Raw genomic sequence first — 15860 nt, 5'->3', positions numbered from 1 at the left:
GCCCTAGTGGGCCTTTTTCGGTTTTTTTGCTGTGGCTTTTTTCAGCTGACGGTCCATGTTTTTACGCTCATCAACCGACAGATTGGGTACAGATTTAGGTGGCAAGCTGGCCATGGCATACAGCACATCGACGTCTTTTTGATCAAGCTCCATCCACTTACCCTGCTTCACCTTCGAGGGGATAAACACTTCACCATAGCGGACCCGTTTTAAGCGAGAGACCGTCAAACCTTGCGACTCCCATAGACGACGCACCTCCCGGTTGCGTCCTTCCATAAGCACCACATAAAACCAGTGGTTAATACCGTCACCGCCGCCATCTTGGATATCGGTAAAGCGTGCAAATCCATCATCGAGCTCGACGCCGTGAATCAGTCGTTGCAGAGTGTCAGTATCCCATTCACCCATGACTCGAACCATATACTCGCGCTCGATCACCGCCGATGGATGCATTAAAGCGTTAGCGAGCTCGCCGTCCGTGGTAAACAGCAGTAAACCGGAGGTGTTGTAATCTAATCGACCAATACTGATCCAACGGCCACCCTTAACCTTAGGCAAACGCTCGAATACGGTGCGTCGTCCCTCTGGGTCTTTGCGCGTACAAACTTCGCCTGTAGGTTTATGGTAAAGCAGGCAGCGAACGGCTTCCGCAGGGGCGCGCGACAGCGCTTGGCCATCGACTTCGATGGCGGCGTTGTCGCAAACGCGATCGCCGAGTTCAGCGATGCGCCCATCCAATTTGACGCGGCCATCTGAAATCCATTTTTCCATTTCACGCCGCGAGCCCAACCCGGCACGCGCCAGCACTTTCTGCAGCTTTTCGTCTTTCGGGCTTGTACTCGACTCCGCTTTCTTAGATTCTTTTTTTACGTCGAGTTCCGATTTCTTGCCTTTCGATTTGTGTTTATTGCTCATTCAACATCCCGTCGATTGTAAAATTTTTAATGTTTAAGTGCTCAGTCAAACTCACGTGAAATGACGTCGTCGACTGAGTCCTCTTCGTGTTGCTCAAACGCACTTTCGTAGTCATCTGAGATAGGCTCTTGCGTAACCTCTGCTGAATCGCTTGTCGACAACTCCGTCGCGTCAGATTCATCCTCATTCTCTATACCTGCAGGAGCGGGGTCCGCAAAGCCCAATTCTGCATTCAATGTTTCAAAATCACGGACCTCGGCCAAGGGCGGCAACTGATCCAGACTTTTCAAATTAAAATAATCCAAAAATTGCCGGGTGGTGGCGTACATCGCGGGTCGCCCGGGGACATCCCTATGCCCTACGACTCTCACCCACGAGCGCTCCAATAAGGTTTTGATAATATTACTACTCACCGCGACACCACGAATTTCTTCGATTTCACCGCGGGTAATAGGCTGGCGGTAAGTAATGAGCGCGAGCGTTTCGAGCAGAGCTCGGGAATAGCGCTGTGGGCGCTCTTCGGACAAACGCGCCACCCAGTCGGACAGATTTTGACGCACCTGAAACCGAAATCCACTCGCGACCCGAACTAACTCAAGTCCAGTTGACTGATAACGCTCTTGCAACAATTCAATCGCTTCTTTCACAGCGTCCGGATCGGGACGCTCGTGTTCTTCGAACACTTCCCGCAACTGTGATGTAGACAAAGGCTTTCCTGCGGCAAACAGAGTCGCCTCTACGATATTGGCTAAGTTAATTTCACTCATGACGTACGCGCCTTCACATGAATGGGCCCAAAGGCTTCGGTTTGCACTATTTCAACCAGTGATTCTTTAATTAATTCCATAATCGCCAAAAAAGTCACAACGACACCCATGCGTCCCTCTTCGGCTTTAAATAGCGACACAAAAGGCATGAAGCTCTCGCCTGACAGCCGCTCAAGAACTTGCGACATTCGTTCTCGGGTCGATAGCGCCTCGCGCTGAATATGATGACTTTCGAACATGTTGGCCCGCGCCATAACCTCTGCAAAGGCGACCAAAATTTCCTGCAAACCGACTTCAGGGTCGGGACGAATTCGCTCGATTTCTGGCGGTGCTGCGCTAGTTAAAAAGACATCGCGATCCACACGCGGTAACTCATCGATATCCTCTGCGGCCTTCTTGAAACGCTCGTACTCTTGCAGTCGACGAATGAGTTGAGCCCTCGGATCTTCCTCATCTTCTTCATCGGCAACTTGCCTAGGCAACAGCATACGCGACTTGATTTCCGCCAGCATAGCGGCCATCAACAAGTACTCTGCTGCCAATTCAAACTGCAGTGCGTCCATAAGCTCGACGTACTGCATGTACTGCTCAGTAATATCCGAAACGTCGATATCCAAAATATCTAAATTTTGGCGACGAATTAAATACAACAATAAATCGAGAGGGCCCTCAAAGGCCTCGAGTATGACCTCCAGCGCCTGAGGCGGGATGTATAAATCCTTCGGCAACTCAGTCAGGGCCTGCCCCATAACGACTGCAAAAGGCATTTCGCCTTGCTGCGGCAAAGGCGGCCCCATGACGGCCTTTGGATTGAAAGGGCTGGCACCCTTCGCGCCAGCGGTTGGATTACTCAACTTATTCTCCTTCACTCATCTCGAGTGTGGCGCAAGTATACCCGACTATAGCCCGAAGGGGGCAATATCCCCTTTGCCTCGTCGCACCAAAACTGGCTCGTCGTCGGCCAGATCAATCACTGTCGTCATTTCTAAACCGCAGTAGCCGCCATCGATGACCAGATCGACATCGTGCTCCAGCAAATCTCGAATCTCGTAGGGATCGATTAAGGGATCATCGTCGCCGGGCATAATCAAAGTCACACTCATCATTGGCTCGTTTAATTCTGCTAACAAAGCCTGAGCGATATTATTCTCTGGCACCCGCAAACCAATGGTCTTGCGCTTAGCGTGGAGCAGACGTCGAGGCACCTCAGGCGTAGCCTTTAAAATAAACGTGTAGGGCCCGGGGGTTGCTGCCTTGAGCAAGCGATAAGCGGTGTTGTCGACGCGCGCGAAGTTCGCGAGCTCGGATAAATCACGGCACACGAGAGTGAAGTTGTGCTTATCGTCTAGTTTACGAATGCGACGGATTGTATCCAGAGCGCGCTTATCGCCAATATGACAACCTAAAGCATAGGCCGAGTCCGTGGGGTAAACCACGATTCCGCCTGCACGAATGATATCGGCCGCCTGTTTAATCAAGCGCGCTTGCGGGTTGTCCGGGTGGATCTGAAAAAATTGACTCACTGTGCACTCTCCTGCGGCCGCACTGATTTACCAGCCAGCCCAAACGGGGTTTAGATTGCGAGCAAGGGCCACATCTACCCCCAAACGCGGCCCCCACTCGGAGTCCGCATGAAAATCACTGCCCAGTGACACACTGAGCTCACATTCGTCTAGCAAACGCCGGACATAGAGGGCGACATCGGCATGGTCTTTGCCCAGAGGAAGTTCTAGAGCACGCCCACCGGCTTGCGCAAAAGCAAAGACGAGCCGCTTGAGTTTGGCTCTCGTCATACCGTAATGTTGCGGATGCGCCAACACAGCAACGCCGCCCGCCTGCACAACCACGCCAACCGCCTCTTCTAGACTCGGCCAAAACACTTTGACGTCACCCAACTTACCGCGTCCCAACCACCGTTTAAAAGCGGCATTCATCGAGTCACAATGGCCAGCTTCGACCAACCAGCGCGCGAAGTGGGGACGCCCCAGCTGAGCCTCACCCGCGATCGCCTGAGCGCCAGCCAAAGCGCCCTTAAAACCTTGCTTCTCTAGACGACTGGCAATGAGCTCAGCGCGTTCCGATCTGGCGTGGTCTAAGCCCTGCAAATAGGCTCCTAGCACCGCGTTTTGAACGTCAAAATTCAGTCCCACCACGTGAATCGTAACCCCCTGCCAGACACAGGACAATTCGCTCCCCGAGATCAATTGCAACCTAGCCTCTGAATTACTCGACAGCCATTCTCGGGCAGTTTCTAAACCCTTGATGGTGTCGTGATCAGTCAGCGCTAGGGTTTGAATATCGGCGGCGAGCGCACGCTCCAGCAGGTCCGGCACCGACAAGGCGCCATCCGAGCATGTGCTGTGCACGTGTAAATCTAAACGCTGCAACAAGAGAGCCTCATCTCACCTTTTCGTGATCTCAAACCATTTGCAACAAGTCTTTTGCCGACTGTTGCGTTACCATAGCGATAGTGTACCACGATCACTTCCGAGGCCCGATGAAACAACTGTTGGAATTTGTACCCATAGCGCTATTTTTTATTAGCTATCAAATGAACGGCGAGACAATACGTCTTGGCGATTGGGCCTACACGATGGATGGCATTTACAGTGCCACCCTGATCCTAATGATAGCGACCACCCTACAAGTCTTTGGGCTGGCGTTATGGGAGCGTAAATTTGAAAAACGGGGCTTGTGGATGCTCGCCGCCATACTCATATTTGGTGCTGCAACCGTAATACTTCGCAACGAACTCTTTATTCAGTGGAAGCCCACAATTTTCAACTGGGCCTTGGGCATACTGTTTATTGGCTCACAATTTATCGGCAAAAAAACTATCATGGAGCGCACCCTGGGCTCACAGCTACAGCTGCCTAAGCGAGCTTGGACGACCTTAAACTTGGTCTGGGCCAGCCACTTCACCATTGTCGGTGGCTTAAACTTATGGGTTGCCTACACCTTTAGCGAAGACGCCTGGGTCAGCTACAAGCTTTATTCTGCCATTGGATTCACCGTGGTATTAACCATACTGACCGCCATAATTATGACGCCGTATCTCAAAAAAGAGACATCGGCTCCCGCTGAACAGGATCATTAATATGTTGTTTATTATTTTGTGTAGCGATAAACCCAACCATGGCGAGGTCCGCGCCGCCACGCGCCCAGCACACCTAGCGCACATCCAGCCCTTGGTCGATCAAGGCCGCTTGATTATCGCGGGACCCATTCCCAGCGAAGCGAGCCCCGACCCCAGCGTACCCGTAGAAGGGAGCTTAATTATTGCCGAATTCGAAACCCACGCCGACGCCGCAGAATGGGCCGCTAACGACCCCTATGCCCTGGCAGGATTATTCGCGGAGGTCTCTATTCGACCCTACCGCAAAGCCTTACCCTAAACGGAAGGTTTAGACCTGTCACCAGCAAGGTTATACTACGAGTTTTGCGAGACAACCCATGACCTCTTTGCAACGATTAGCGGCTTTATTGGCAGCGGCGCTCATACTCAGTAGCGCCCTCGCTAGTGCCGAAATTCAATATATCAGCGACAAGCACTTTGTCCCGCTCCGTAGCGGTCCTGGCGGGCAATTCCGAATCGTCCACCGCGGACTACCCAGCGGCACTCAACTCGAGATAATCCAACTGAGTGACGACAACGAGTTTGCCGAGGTAACGACTCAAAATGGCACCCAAGGCTGGATTCGTACCCAGTATCTCATGGACCAACCCCCAGCGCGGACCGTTCTGGAGAGTATGCAGGGCAGTCAAGCCGAGCTCAAAACCCGCATGCAGAATTTACAGAGCGATGTGGACCGTCTTCAAACCGAGAAAGAAAGTGCAGTTGCAGCAATGAATCAAGCGCAAACCGATTTGGCGGAAACTCGAGAAGCTCTAGAAAACTTGCGCAGTTTGTCTGAAGACGCCATCAACATCGAGACTCGAAACCAGTCCTTAACTCAGCGGGTCGAGGAACTCACCGCTGACTTCGAAATGACTCAAGCCGAAAACCAACGCCTGCGTGAACGCATGGAACACAGCCAATTCATGGACGGAGCACTTGCGGTGGGCTTGGGCGTACTCATTGCTTTGCTGGTCCCTCGTTTATGGCCTCAACGCAAGCGCAATTCGGGATGGAATTAAATGATGACACCTACGGCTAAGCATTGGCTGGGCGCGCTCTCGGCTATTTATCTACTGATGACTGCAACCACTTTGCAAGCGCAAGAATGCGACGAGGATGACGATCCTTCACCCGTGGTCACTCTCGCGACCTCGGAGGGCGACATCACCCTGTGCTTGTTCCACCGTAAAGCGCCGATTACCGTCGAGAATTTCCTTAAATATGTTGAGTCAGGTCACTACGAAGGCTCGATTTTTCATCGCGTAATCAACGGCTTTATGATTCAAGCAGGTGGATTTGATCAACGCTATGAACCATTACCCAGCGACTCCCCCATTGCAAACGAAGCCAAAAAATCGAAACTACACAATGTCCGCGGCACAATCGCTATGGCGCGTACCGACGACCCCGATTCGGCAACAGATCAATTTTTTATTAACCATCGCAACAACTTACGCTTGGACTGGGCCCCGGGCAAAGCGGGCTATGCCGTTTTTGGCAAAGTCAAAGATAAGCTAAGTATGAGCACGGTGGATTACATTGCGACGGCGCCCATAAAAAATCGAGGCGGCGCCTTCACCGACAGCCCAACTAAGCCCGTCGTCATTAACAAAGTGACCTGGGTCAATAAGCCATGATTGCGTTAAGCGTTAACGTTAACAAAGTGGCCCTGCTTAGGAATTCACGCGACACCGTCATCCCATCGGTGGTTGATTATGCTCTGCGCTGCATTCATTACGGCGCTCATGGCATTACGGTGCACCCCCGCCCAGACCAACGCCATATCCGCGTAGACGACTGTTACGCCCTTAAACAGGCGCTTTCGGTTGAGCTCAACATCGAGGGCAATCCCTTCAGCCCACCGATGCCAAGCACACGCAAGGGGGTCAGTGACTACCCCGGGTTTATGGCACTAGTCGATGCCATTCGACCTGCACAGTGCACGCTAGTGCCTGACGCCAACGATCAACTGACCTCGGATCACGGCTTTGATTTGGAGCGTGATGCCGACAAACTGCGACCGATATTGCAGCAGCTCAAAGAATGGGGGGTACGCAGCAGTATATTTGTCGATCCCAACCCAAGTACCGTAGCGTTAGCCGCCGATTTGGGTGCCGATAGAGTCGAACTTTACACAGAAACGTTTGCCCGTGAGTTCGAGCAGGGGCGCGGTCCACAAAGCCTCGAATTATTTGCGCGTACTGCTGAAGCGGCCTACCAGGCAGGACTTGGAATTAACGCGGGTCACGACTTGAACTTAGATAACTTACCCTTGTTCAGCGGCCTGCCGCACTTAGCGGAGGTTTCTATCGGTCACGCCCTCACAGCTGATGCGCTGTATCTGGGCTTGGAACACATCATTAGTCAATATTTGGCCGCACTAAAAACCGCCTAGGGCAATGAGCGACTATCTTGTTCCGCACTCCCAAGAACCTATCGGGATCTTATACCAAGATGAACACCTATTATTTGTCGCTAAACCGCATTTTTTGTTGAGCGTGCCGGGCAAACACCCGCTCAACAAAGACTGCTTAATTTCGCGACTGCAACAAACCTACCCCAACGCCCGCATTGTTCACAGGCTCGATTTAGACACCTCGGGCACCATGGTCATCGCCTTGGGCAAAGAGCGTCACGCCGAGCTTTCTAGGCAGTTCCGCTTACGACAAGTCGCCAAATCTTATATCGCCGTGGTAGCCGGAGAGATCAAGGAGAATGCAGGCACGATTGATTTACCTATACGCGCCGACTGGGAGAACCGACCGCGACAAAAAGTGTGTTTTGAACGCGGCAAGCCTTCCGTCACCCACTTTACCGTAATCGCTCGAGGGAATAACTCCACCCGTCTGCGCTTGCACCCTGTCACAGGCCGATCACACCAACTCCGCTTGCATTTGCTGAGCATCGGCCACCCGATTCTGGGTTGCGACTTGTACGCTGACCCTGAAAGTTTGTCGCGTTCAGACCGTCTATTATTGCATGCCGAACGATTAGCCCTCAAACATCCAGTCACAGGTCAATGGCTGAGTATCGAAAGTGAGCCAGCATTTTAAGGCTCGCGTAAGTATTGAGTGTGGAATTCATAAAAAAAGCCACTATCATATCGATTTTAAGGAGATAAGCGCTTGGTCAACGCCTCAGAACATGATCAACAGCACGTTATTGTGGCGCAACCCAACCTATCCGCCAGTTGGAAGCAAAACAAGCAGCTGATTATTTTCTTGTCGATTCCATCCATAGGCGCGGCCCTATTTTTCTGGAGCTTGGGAGCCTGGCCGATTTTGCCTTTCGCAGGACTCGAAATCGCCGCCCTATCCGCCTCCTTGTACTACGTGCATTGGAAACTTCATTTCAAACATGTCATCACCTTCAACGGCGACACGGTACGAATTGACAAAGGCGTCTACGCCCCAAAATTTACCTACACTCTACCTAGAGACGAAACCAGCCTAGCCATCCGCCCAGAGAACCACCCTTGGGATGGCCCCGAGCTTTACATCCAAGATCGAACACACTCTATACGCGTGGGTGAATTTTTGAACCGCGACGAGTGTCTATCACTGCAGGCACATCTAAAAAAACAACTGCGTATTAGCGCTTTTGGTCCCACCTTTAATCGGAACTTGTAGACAAGAAGTTATCACCTGAGCCGTGGTATCATTGCGTTTTTGAGATTAAGGAAGTACGGGCGTGTCTGAAGCGCAAACGCAAAACCCAACCGTAGGATTTGTCAGCCTAGGATGCCCAAAGGCATTAGTCGACTCCGAGCGAATTCTCACCCAGCTGCAGCAGGACGGCTACGCCATCAGTGGTTCCTATGAGGGGGCAGACCTCGTAATCGTGAACACCTGCGGATTCATCGACAGCGCTAAACAAGAATCCTTGGATGCTATTGGCGAGGCCTTGGCTGAAAATGGCCGCGTGATTGTCACGGGCTGCATGGGTGCGGGCGACGACGCAAAACGTATCCAAGACCTACACCCCAAGGTACTGAGCGTCACGGGACCCGCGGCCTACGAAGAAGTCATGACAGCGGTGCGTCATCACGTCCCCAAACCGCAAGAACACAACCCCTTTATCGACTTAGTACCCGATCATGGTATCAAGCTCACGCCGCGACACTATGCTTATCTGAAGATCTCGGAAGGTTGCAACCATCGCTGCAGCTTTTGCATCATTCCGCATTTACGCGGCGACTTGGTCAGCCGGCCCGCTGGCGACGTTATGCGAGAAGCCGAGGCTCTGGTGCGCGGTGGCGTGCGCGAGCTCTTGGTTGTATCACAAGACACAAGCGCCTACGGTGTGGACCTGAAATACAAAACCGATTTCTGGGATGGCCGCCCCGTCAAAACTCAAATGCTGGCTTTGAGCGAAGCATTAGGTTCCCTAGGCGTTTGGGTACGGATGCACTACGTCTACCCCTACCCCCACGTCGACAATGTCATTCCCTTAATGGCCGAGGGTAAAATCCTGCCCTATTTAGACATTCCTTTTCAGCACGCGTCTCACGATATACTCAAGGCCATGAAACGCCCTGCGGCGGCTGAAAAAGTACTCGATAGAATCCACAGCTGGCGCAAAGTCTGTCCCGATCTATCGTTACGCAGTACTTTTATCGTGGGATTCCCCGGTGAAACAGAGGCGCAGTTCCAAGAGCTACTCGACTTTATCAGCGAAGCTCAGCTCGATAACGTCGGCTGTTTCCAATACTCACCCGTCGCAGGGGCACCCGCTAACGCCTTAGCCAACCCCGTCACCGATGAGGTAAAACAAGACCGATGGGAACGCTTCATGGCGCTACAACAAAGTATCAGTGCTGAAAGGCGTGCAGCGAAAATTGGTACCGAGCAGCAACTCATTATCGATCACGTCGACAGTGAAGGCGCCATCGGCCGCACCCGCGGTGATGCGCCCGAGATCGACGGTGTGGTGCACCTACCCGGCTACACCGACTTGCGCCCGGGCGACCTAGTCACAGCTGAGATTACTGGAGCTGACGAATACGATCTTTGGGTTGAGTAGTGAATATCATACTGCTCGACCACGACACCAGCAGTGATCATTTTGAAGCGCAGTTGAACCCACGCGCTCACCGGCACTGTACCGAAGTCCTGCGACCCGAGGTTGGCCACTCACTCAAAGTCGGCGTTTACGGCGGCAAACTGGGGCTAGGTACGGTAATCGAGCACACTGAAACGCGCACTGTACTTGATGTCACATTGTCAGAAAGACCGCCAAGCAAAGAACCACTCTGCTTGGTGCTAGCAATGCCCAGACCTAAAATGCTGCGACGGATACTCAGTGCAAGCATCGAGCTCGGCGTCGAGGCCATTCACATCATCAACAGCTACCGCGTCGAAAAGAGCTATTGGCAGTCGCCCTATTTAAAGCCCGATGCCGTGGACAGCACAATTCTGACGGCTTTAGAGCAAGCCGGGGACACCGTTCCTCCGAGTTTACGCTGGCACAAGGGTTTTAAGCCCTTCGCAGAAGATGTACTCCCAGGCCTCGCCAAGTCTTACCCAAACGCTTGGTTGGGCGATCACCGAGTGCAGTCTCGCTTGGAAACCAACCGCAGTGACGAACCTCGGCTCATAGCCATAGGGCCCGAGGGTGGGTTTATCCCTTACGAAATCGACTTGTTACAAAAAGCCGGGCTCACGCCCGTCAATTTAGGCGCAAGAATCATGCGAGTAGAAACCGCGGTCAGCGCTCTACTGGGTAAACTCATCGCTTAAGCTTAAATAGCACAGCTCACACCCGTCCCACGCAACCCACAGTAACCGTTTGGATTCTTGTGCAGATATTGCTGATGGTAGTCCTCGGCAAAGAAAAAGTTAGAAAACGAGGCAATCTCTGTGGTGATATTGCCATGTCCTGCCGCACTCAAACCCGCTTGATAAGCCTCGCAAGATGCTTGCGCTACCTGAAGCTGCTCGTCAGTCGTGGTGTAAATAGCAGAACGATACTGTGTGCCCAAGTCGTTGCCTTGACGCATACCCTGAGTTGGGTCGTGAGCCTCCCAAAAGACCTTAAGCAGCGCCCCGAGGCTCGTAACAGCCGGTTGATAAGCCACCATCACAAGTTCCACGTGCGCCGTTTTACCGCTACAGACATCTTCATAGGTTGGGTTTTTCGTGATGCCGCCACCGTATCCCACCGCGGTTAAGCTGACCCCTTCTTGCTGCCACATGCGTCGCTCGGCACCCCAAAAACAGCCCATACCCAAATAGACGATTTGCTCGTCAGTCGCGTAAGGGGGCAACATCGAACGCCCATAAATAAGATGGTCATGCCCTGGTGTCAGCACCTCATTGCGGTCAGGTAAGGCCGTTTCTGCGGTGACCAAGGTATGTTTTTTTCGAATCGAGAACCAATCCATAGTGCTATCCTTGCGCTTAGGGCAGCGGCGCTTGCTGACAAAGAGGCTTGCGCGCCGACGTTGAAGTCGTCATCATTTTAGCGAGATTATGACAGCAGAGCCACAGTATGGGCGGTACGCTAAAAACCACGAATTCCAGCAATGAGATTAGCGCTTTCATAAAGCAGCACAAGACCATCTCTAAGGTGGTTAAGCAACAACAGCGCCTACTGTTTGTGATTGACGCAACAGCGAGCCGACAGCCGACCTGGGATTTAGCCTGCTCGCTCACACACTCGCTGCTGCATGCAACCGATGGTTTGAAAGGCTTGACCCTGAAACTGTGCTTTTACCGGGGTTTCGAGGAGTTCCGTCAAACCGATTGGCTCACCGATGCCGACATTCTCAGCCGAAAAATGTCGAGCGTTCGCTGTGCTGGGGGGCAAACTCAAATTCGAAAAACACTGCGTTATGCCCTGAGCGAGCATCAATCAAGCCCAATACGCGGTCTAATTTTTATTGGAGATGCGATCGAAGAGCCACCCCATGAAATCATTGATCTGGCGGGACAATGCGGGCTGCGCAAATTACCGTTATTCCTATTTCAAGAAGGCCTCAATCCAGGCGTTGAAGACACCTTTCAACACATGGCTCGCGTGTCGTCCGGTGCCTATGCCCGTTTCGACCTCGGTGCTCCAGGTCGCCTTCGCGATCTGCTTAGTGCCGTGGCAGCTTATGCCCAAGGCGGTTATACTGCGCTTACTCAACGTCGCGATGACGCGGCACAAACGCTACTGGAACAGTTGCCAAAGTCCTAATGCCAAAACTGATACTATTTGCCGCTGCTGCACTCGCTCTTTACATTGCAGTAACACGCATCAAAGCCCTACCTGCACCAAAACGCAAAGCGGCCTATCTTCAGCTGATTTTTGTCGTGGCTTTAGTCGTGGCCGTATTACTGGCAATTAGCGGCAAAATGCACTGGGTTGGCGCATTGGTCACCGGCTTGTTGGTACTTTTGAGACAATCACTCCCACTACTGATTCAACTGCTACCCCATCTTAAGGGCTGGTTGGGGCAATCGGGCTCTGGCGCAACGTCGCAAGTGGAGTCGGCCATACTACGCATGACGCTAGATCATAGTAATGGTCGTTTGAACGGCACGGTACTGGCTGGTGCATTTAGCGGCAAGCTACTATCAGAGCTCTCGCAAAGCGAGCTCGACACGCTGTTGGAATACTGTCGCGCCAACGACGCAGATTCTACCCAATTACTGTTGTCCTACCTCGAGCAGCGCTTCGGCGAGGAATATCAAAATCAAGCGCCGCCGACAGGCGACAGCGGTGGACAGCTAACGGAGAAAGAAGCGCTGGCAATTTTGGGCCTCTCCGAGGGTGCATCCAAAAACGATATCATTGCAGCGCATCGCAAGCTCATGCAAAAATTGCACCCCGACCGTGGCGGCAACGACTACCTAGCCGCACGCGTGAATGACGCCAAAGCTAAGTTACTGGGAGAACGCTAATACCATGCCTGACACTTTTGTCATTCGCAATCAGCTAGGCCATTACTACAGCAAAAGTAAAGTGTGGACTGACGGACGTGACGCTCAGGCGGTTGCCCAATTCAAATATCGCGATGAAGCGCTAAACACGGTTGTTGAACTGTCTTCAAAAGACATTGAACTGCGCGCCGAGATTTTCGAGCCAGAATTCACCGACAGCGGAAAACTCAAGTTAGAGGTTAGCGAGCACCCCCTGCCGGGCGAGACGCAAGAACTCATTTCCGTTGCCATTTAGCCTACCTCTGGAACCTTTCGTCGCTTTCGACTGTCTTAAATTCGCCCAACCTTGATTTAATGTGATCTGCCCTCATTATCAAAGGGGTATATAGCTATGCTATAGGTATTTCAGAGGTAATTCACATGCGTATCTTGTTGTTTTTAGCGACCAATTTAGCCGTACTGGTTTTGGTTAGTATCGTGTTTAATTTGCTGGGGTTTGAGAGCATTTTAGCCGCCAATGGCGTTGATCTAAACTTGCAGGCGCTGCTGGTCTTTTGCGCACTCTTCGGTTTTGGTGGTGCTTTTGTGTCGCTGTTCCTGAGCAAGTGGATGGCGAAAAAGTCGACGCGCACTCAACTCATCACACAGCCCACAGACCGTCAAAGCCGCTGGTTGCTCAACACTGTGGCCGAGCTCTCTCGTGAGGCCGGCATCAAAACGCCTGAAGTTGGTGTGTTTCCCTCGCAGGCCGCTAACGCCTTCGCCACCGGTTGGAACCGCAATGATGCCTTGGTTGCCGTGAGTTCTGGCATGTTGAACCGTTTCTCACCCGACGAAGTGAAAGCGGTACTCGCGCACGAGATCGGTCACGTCGCCAACGGCGACATGGTGACACTTAGCCTAATACAAGGCGTGGTAAACACCTTTGTGATGTTCTTTGCGCGTATTATTGGCCATACGGTGGATCGCGTCATATTCAAAACTGAGCGCGGCTACGGTATCGGTTATTTCGTAGCAACGTTTATTGCAGAAATCATTCTGGGCATTTTTGCCAGTATGATCGTGGCGTGGTTCTCACGTTTGCGCGAATATCGTGCCGACGCTGCCGGAGCTGCACTCGCCGGGCGAGGCGCTATGATAAGTGCTTTGGAGCGACTGCAGCGCGAGCAAAACTTACCCAATGACTTACCGGGCGAGCTAACGGCTTTTGGTATTCGCGATATCAATAAGTTAGGCATTGCTCAGATGTTGGCATCGCACCCGCCTCTGACTGCGCGCATCGAAGCCTTGCGAAGAGGGTAATCACTGACCAGTGGAGGCCACAATGACCCAAGTATTTCGATCTATCACGTTATTTTTGATCACTTTACTGGGTGCCTGTGGCCTCGGTGACAGTGCTTCCATCGCACCCAGCGCGCTCGCCGAGACACGAGACAAGGACGTTCCCGACTACTTGAGCTTCGCCACCGACGACGAAGCCAATACCACTGAGATTTTTAGCAAAGCCAGTCCTGCCGTCGTCTTTGTCACCAACAAAGCCCTACGCCGTGGCTTATTCTCGTTGAACGTCGAAGAGATTCCGCGCGGCTCGGGAACGGGCTTCGTTTGGAATAGCCAGGGCCTGATCGTGACTAACTACCACGTTATTGCCGGCGCACAAAAGTTAACCGTCACGCTGCAAGATCGCAGTGAATACGACGCCGAGGTTATTGGCGTAGCACCCGAGAAAGATCTCGCTGTGCTCCGAATTGAAGGCGCACCCGATGACTTACAAACGCTGCCACTGGGAGACTCAAGCGAGCTTCAGGTCGGTCGCAAAGTGTTGGCCATCGGCAATCCTTTTGGTCTAGACACCACGCTCACAACAGGCATCGTGAGTGCTTTAGGTCGAGAAATCAAAGCGCCGAGCAACCGCACCATTCGCGGCGTCATTCAAACGGATGCAGCAATCAATCCAGGCAACTCGGGTGGTCCTTTACTGAACTCCATGGGCCAACTCATTGGTGTCAATACTGCCATTTACAGCCCGAGCGGGGCGAGCGCGGGTATTGGTTTTGCGATTCCGGTCAATACAGTCGCAGAGGTCGTGCCGCAGCTGATTAGTTACGGACGCGTGCTGCGCCCAGTTTTAGGCGTTGAGCTTGCCAGCGACAACTGGATCAGACGCTATAATATTCCCGGCGTGCCCATAGTGCGATTGTTTCCCGGGCTGCCTGCGGACCAAGCCGGCATGCGTGGCGCCTACCGCAATTATCGTGGAGACATCGCTCTGGGCGACATCATCACTCACATCAATGGTGAGCGCGTTCGCAATAACGATGAGTACTACACCCAGCTAGAGCGCTATCAAGCAGGAGATACCGTGACTGTAACAACGCTCCTCGGCAAAGAAGAGCGCGAGTACGAGGTTAGGTTAGAGCAATCTCGCTAGTCCTTTAAGGCGCGATGACGACCTCACCGTCGCTCAGCCCGGCGGTGACTTCGACCTCGGCCCCGTCCTCGCGTCCCAAGCGGATAAAACGCTTAACCGGACCAGCGTCGGTTTCTACCCAAACCAGATTCAGTTGCCCGAGGTGTTGCACCAAGCTTTTTGGGATCGATCGCCAGATTTCGCTACCCGCGGGTATCTGCGCTTCTGCGAATAAACCGGGTAACAACCCCTGCCCTTCTAGCACTTGCAGAGTGATATCGAAGCTGCGAGAAACACGATCTGCGGCGGGCACAATTTCACTCACCTCAGCATCGAATGATCGATTAGCTGAGGGCACAACAACCCTTACGGCGTCACCCAGCTGTAAGCCCATAGCGAGGTCTTCACGCACCTTCAACGAGACTTCTAAGCTCGCGGGGTTGTACAAGGACACCAAGCGCGAACCAGGGCTTGCCAAATCACCAGGCTCTGCAAAGCGGTCAACAACACGTCCAGAAATGGGCGCCTTAACTTGGGTAAAACTTATGGCGGTTTCGACTTCTCGAATATTTTCGGTAAGCGCTAAACGCTCGGCCACCAAAGCCGCATCCGCTGCCGCAGCTTTGTCGTAATCAGCTTGCGATAACAAACCCCGAGACAACAACTCTTCGGCTCGACCTAGCGTTCGCTTGGCTTCTTCTAAACGTGCATCGATTGCAGCACGACTCGCCACCACCGACTCGAGGCGCGCCTTGAGATCGCGTTTATCCAAACTCACCAATAAA

General features: G+C 52.7%; 21 protein-coding genes. 14 read left to right on the top strand and 7 right to left on the bottom strand.

The genetic code is table 11. From position 1 onward, the window contains the following. Positions 1 to 3: 3 nt before the first annotated feature. The 5 genes from rluB to ACTF5Z_RS03875 form a co-directional block, all read right to left on the bottom strand. The gene (gene rluB / locus ACTF5Z_RS03895; protein WP_438984569.1) at positions 4 to 915 is read right to left on the bottom strand and encodes a 23S rRNA pseudouridine(2605) synthase RluB; all 912 of its coding nucleotides are present in this window, start codon (positions 913 to 915) and stop codon (positions 4 to 6) included. A gap of 41 nt (positions 916 to 956) precedes the next feature. Beyond that, the gene (scpB, locus tag ACTF5Z_RS03890; protein WP_438984568.1) at positions 957 to 1682 is read right to left on the bottom strand and encodes an SMC-Scp complex subunit ScpB; all 726 of its coding nucleotides are present in this window, start codon (positions 1680 to 1682) and stop codon (positions 957 to 959) included. After that, positions 1679 to 2479 (bottom strand): segregation and condensation protein A, encoded by an 801-nt coding sequence (locus tag ACTF5Z_RS03885; protein WP_438984591.1) that lies wholly within the window; start codon positions 2477 to 2479, stop codon positions 1679 to 1681. Before ACTF5Z_RS03885 ends, scpB begins: the two co-directional genes overlap by 4 nt. A gap of 102 nt (positions 2480 to 2581) precedes the next feature. After that, positions 2582 to 3205, bottom strand: coding sequence for an L-threonylcarbamoyladenylate synthase (locus ACTF5Z_RS03880; protein WP_438984567.1), 624 nt, complete (start codon positions 3203 to 3205; stop codon positions 2582 to 2584). A 27-nt stretch (positions 3206 to 3232) separates the two neighbouring features. Beyond that, entirely contained in the window at positions 3233 to 4072 is an 840-nt protein-coding gene (locus ACTF5Z_RS03875) for a PHP domain-containing protein (protein WP_438984566.1), read from the bottom strand. A 107-nt stretch (positions 4073 to 4179) separates the two neighbouring features. On the opposite strand from ACTF5Z_RS03875, the gene ACTF5Z_RS03870 reads away from it, so the two are divergent. The 9 genes from ACTF5Z_RS03870 to ACTF5Z_RS03830 all read left to right on the top strand — a co-directional run bounded on the left by ACTF5Z_RS03870 (position 4180) and on the right by ACTF5Z_RS03830 (position 10538). Next, positions 4180 to 4779 carry an inner membrane-spanning protein YciB gene (locus ACTF5Z_RS03870; protein WP_438984565.1) on the top strand — a complete coding sequence of 200 codons (600 nt, stop codon included), beginning with the start codon at positions 4180 to 4182 and terminating at the stop codon, positions 4777 to 4779. Between the two features lies 1 nt (position 4780). After that, complete coding sequence (locus tag ACTF5Z_RS03865) at positions 4781 to 5077, top strand: YciI family protein (RefSeq protein ID WP_009574995.1); 297 nt, start codon at positions 4781 to 4783, stop codon at positions 5075 to 5077. A gap of 58 nt (positions 5078 to 5135) precedes the next feature. After that, entirely contained in the window at positions 5136 to 5819 is a 684-nt protein-coding gene (locus tag ACTF5Z_RS03860; RefSeq protein WP_438984564.1) for a TIGR04211 family SH3 domain-containing protein, read from the top strand. Continuing rightward, on the top strand, positions 5820 to 6437 hold the full coding sequence (locus tag ACTF5Z_RS03855; RefSeq protein ID WP_438984563.1) for a peptidylprolyl isomerase: 618 nt from the start codon (positions 5820 to 5822) through the stop codon (positions 6435 to 6437). Then, a complete protein-coding gene (locus tag ACTF5Z_RS03850; protein ID WP_438984562.1) occupies positions 6434 to 7195 on the top strand; it encodes a pyridoxine 5'-phosphate synthase in 762 nt (253 codons plus the stop codon). Before ACTF5Z_RS03855 ends, ACTF5Z_RS03850 begins: the two co-directional genes overlap by 4 nt. Before the next feature lie 4 nt (positions 7196 to 7199). Continuing rightward, complete coding sequence (locus tag ACTF5Z_RS03845; protein ID WP_438984561.1) at positions 7200 to 7853, top strand: pseudouridine synthase; 654 nt, start codon at positions 7200 to 7202, stop codon at positions 7851 to 7853. A gap of 72 nt (positions 7854 to 7925) precedes the next feature. Then, positions 7926 to 8429, top strand: coding sequence for a DUF2244 domain-containing protein (locus ACTF5Z_RS03840; RefSeq protein ID WP_423849094.1), 504 nt, complete (start codon positions 7926 to 7928; stop codon positions 8427 to 8429). A 61-nt stretch (positions 8430 to 8490) separates the two neighbouring features. After that, on the top strand, positions 8491 to 9822 hold the full coding sequence (rimO, locus tag ACTF5Z_RS03835; RefSeq protein WP_438984560.1) for a 30S ribosomal protein S12 methylthiotransferase RimO: 1332 nt from the start codon (positions 8491 to 8493) through the stop codon (positions 9820 to 9822). After that, entirely contained in the window at positions 9822 to 10538 is a 717-nt protein-coding gene (locus ACTF5Z_RS03830; protein WP_438984559.1) for a 16S rRNA (uracil(1498)-N(3))-methyltransferase, read from the top strand. The genes rimO and ACTF5Z_RS03830 overlap by 1 nt, the downstream gene beginning before the upstream one ends. 2 nt (positions 10539 to 10540) lie before the next feature. Here ACTF5Z_RS03830 and msrA read toward each other — a convergent pair whose 3' ends face one another. Further along, positions 10541 to 11182 (bottom strand): peptide-methionine (S)-S-oxide reductase MsrA, encoded by a 642-nt coding sequence (msrA, locus tag ACTF5Z_RS03825; protein WP_438984558.1) that lies wholly within the window; start codon positions 11180 to 11182, stop codon positions 10541 to 10543. A 107-nt stretch (positions 11183 to 11289) separates the two neighbouring features. Here msrA and ACTF5Z_RS03820 point away from each other — a divergent pair, with 107 nt between their 5' ends. The 5 genes from ACTF5Z_RS03820 to ACTF5Z_RS03800 all read left to right on the top strand — a co-directional run bounded on the left by ACTF5Z_RS03820 (position 11290) and on the right by ACTF5Z_RS03800 (position 15096). Beyond that, entirely contained in the window at positions 11290 to 11979 is a 690-nt protein-coding gene (locus ACTF5Z_RS03820) for a VWA domain-containing protein (protein WP_438984557.1), read from the top strand. Beyond that, complete coding sequence (locus ACTF5Z_RS03815) at positions 11979 to 12686, top strand: molecular chaperone DnaJ (protein WP_423849089.1); 708 nt, start codon at positions 11979 to 11981, stop codon at positions 12684 to 12686. The genes ACTF5Z_RS03820 and ACTF5Z_RS03815 overlap by 1 nt, the downstream gene beginning before the upstream one ends. Positions 12687 to 12690: 4 nt before the next feature. Further along, positions 12691 to 12960, top strand: a complete 270-nt coding sequence (locus ACTF5Z_RS03810) for a hypothetical protein (RefSeq protein WP_423849088.1) — start codon at positions 12691 to 12693, stop codon at positions 12958 to 12960. Positions 12961 to 13085: 125 nt separating this feature from the next. Continuing rightward, entirely contained in the window at positions 13086 to 13967 is an 882-nt protein-coding gene (gene htpX, locus ACTF5Z_RS03805; RefSeq protein WP_438984556.1) for a protease HtpX, read from the top strand. Between the two features lie 22 nt (positions 13968 to 13989). Next, entirely contained in the window at positions 13990 to 15096 is a 1107-nt protein-coding gene (locus tag ACTF5Z_RS03800; protein WP_438984555.1) for a S1C family serine protease, read from the top strand. A gap of 4 nt (positions 15097 to 15100) precedes the next feature. Here ACTF5Z_RS03800 and ACTF5Z_RS03795 read toward each other — a convergent pair. Beyond that, positions 15101 to 15860, bottom strand: a 760-nt coding sequence (locus tag ACTF5Z_RS03795) for an efflux RND transporter periplasmic adaptor subunit (protein WP_438984554.1), incomplete at its 5' end; no start/stop codon positions are given.

This window comes from Aequoribacter sp., assembly GCF_965659035.1.
Taxonomy (GTDB): Bacteria; Pseudomonadota; Gammaproteobacteria; order Pseudomonadales; family Halieaceae; genus Aequoribacter.
Note: the sequence above shows the minus strand (reverse complement) of the source record. Positions and strands in the feature narration are given on the sequence as shown.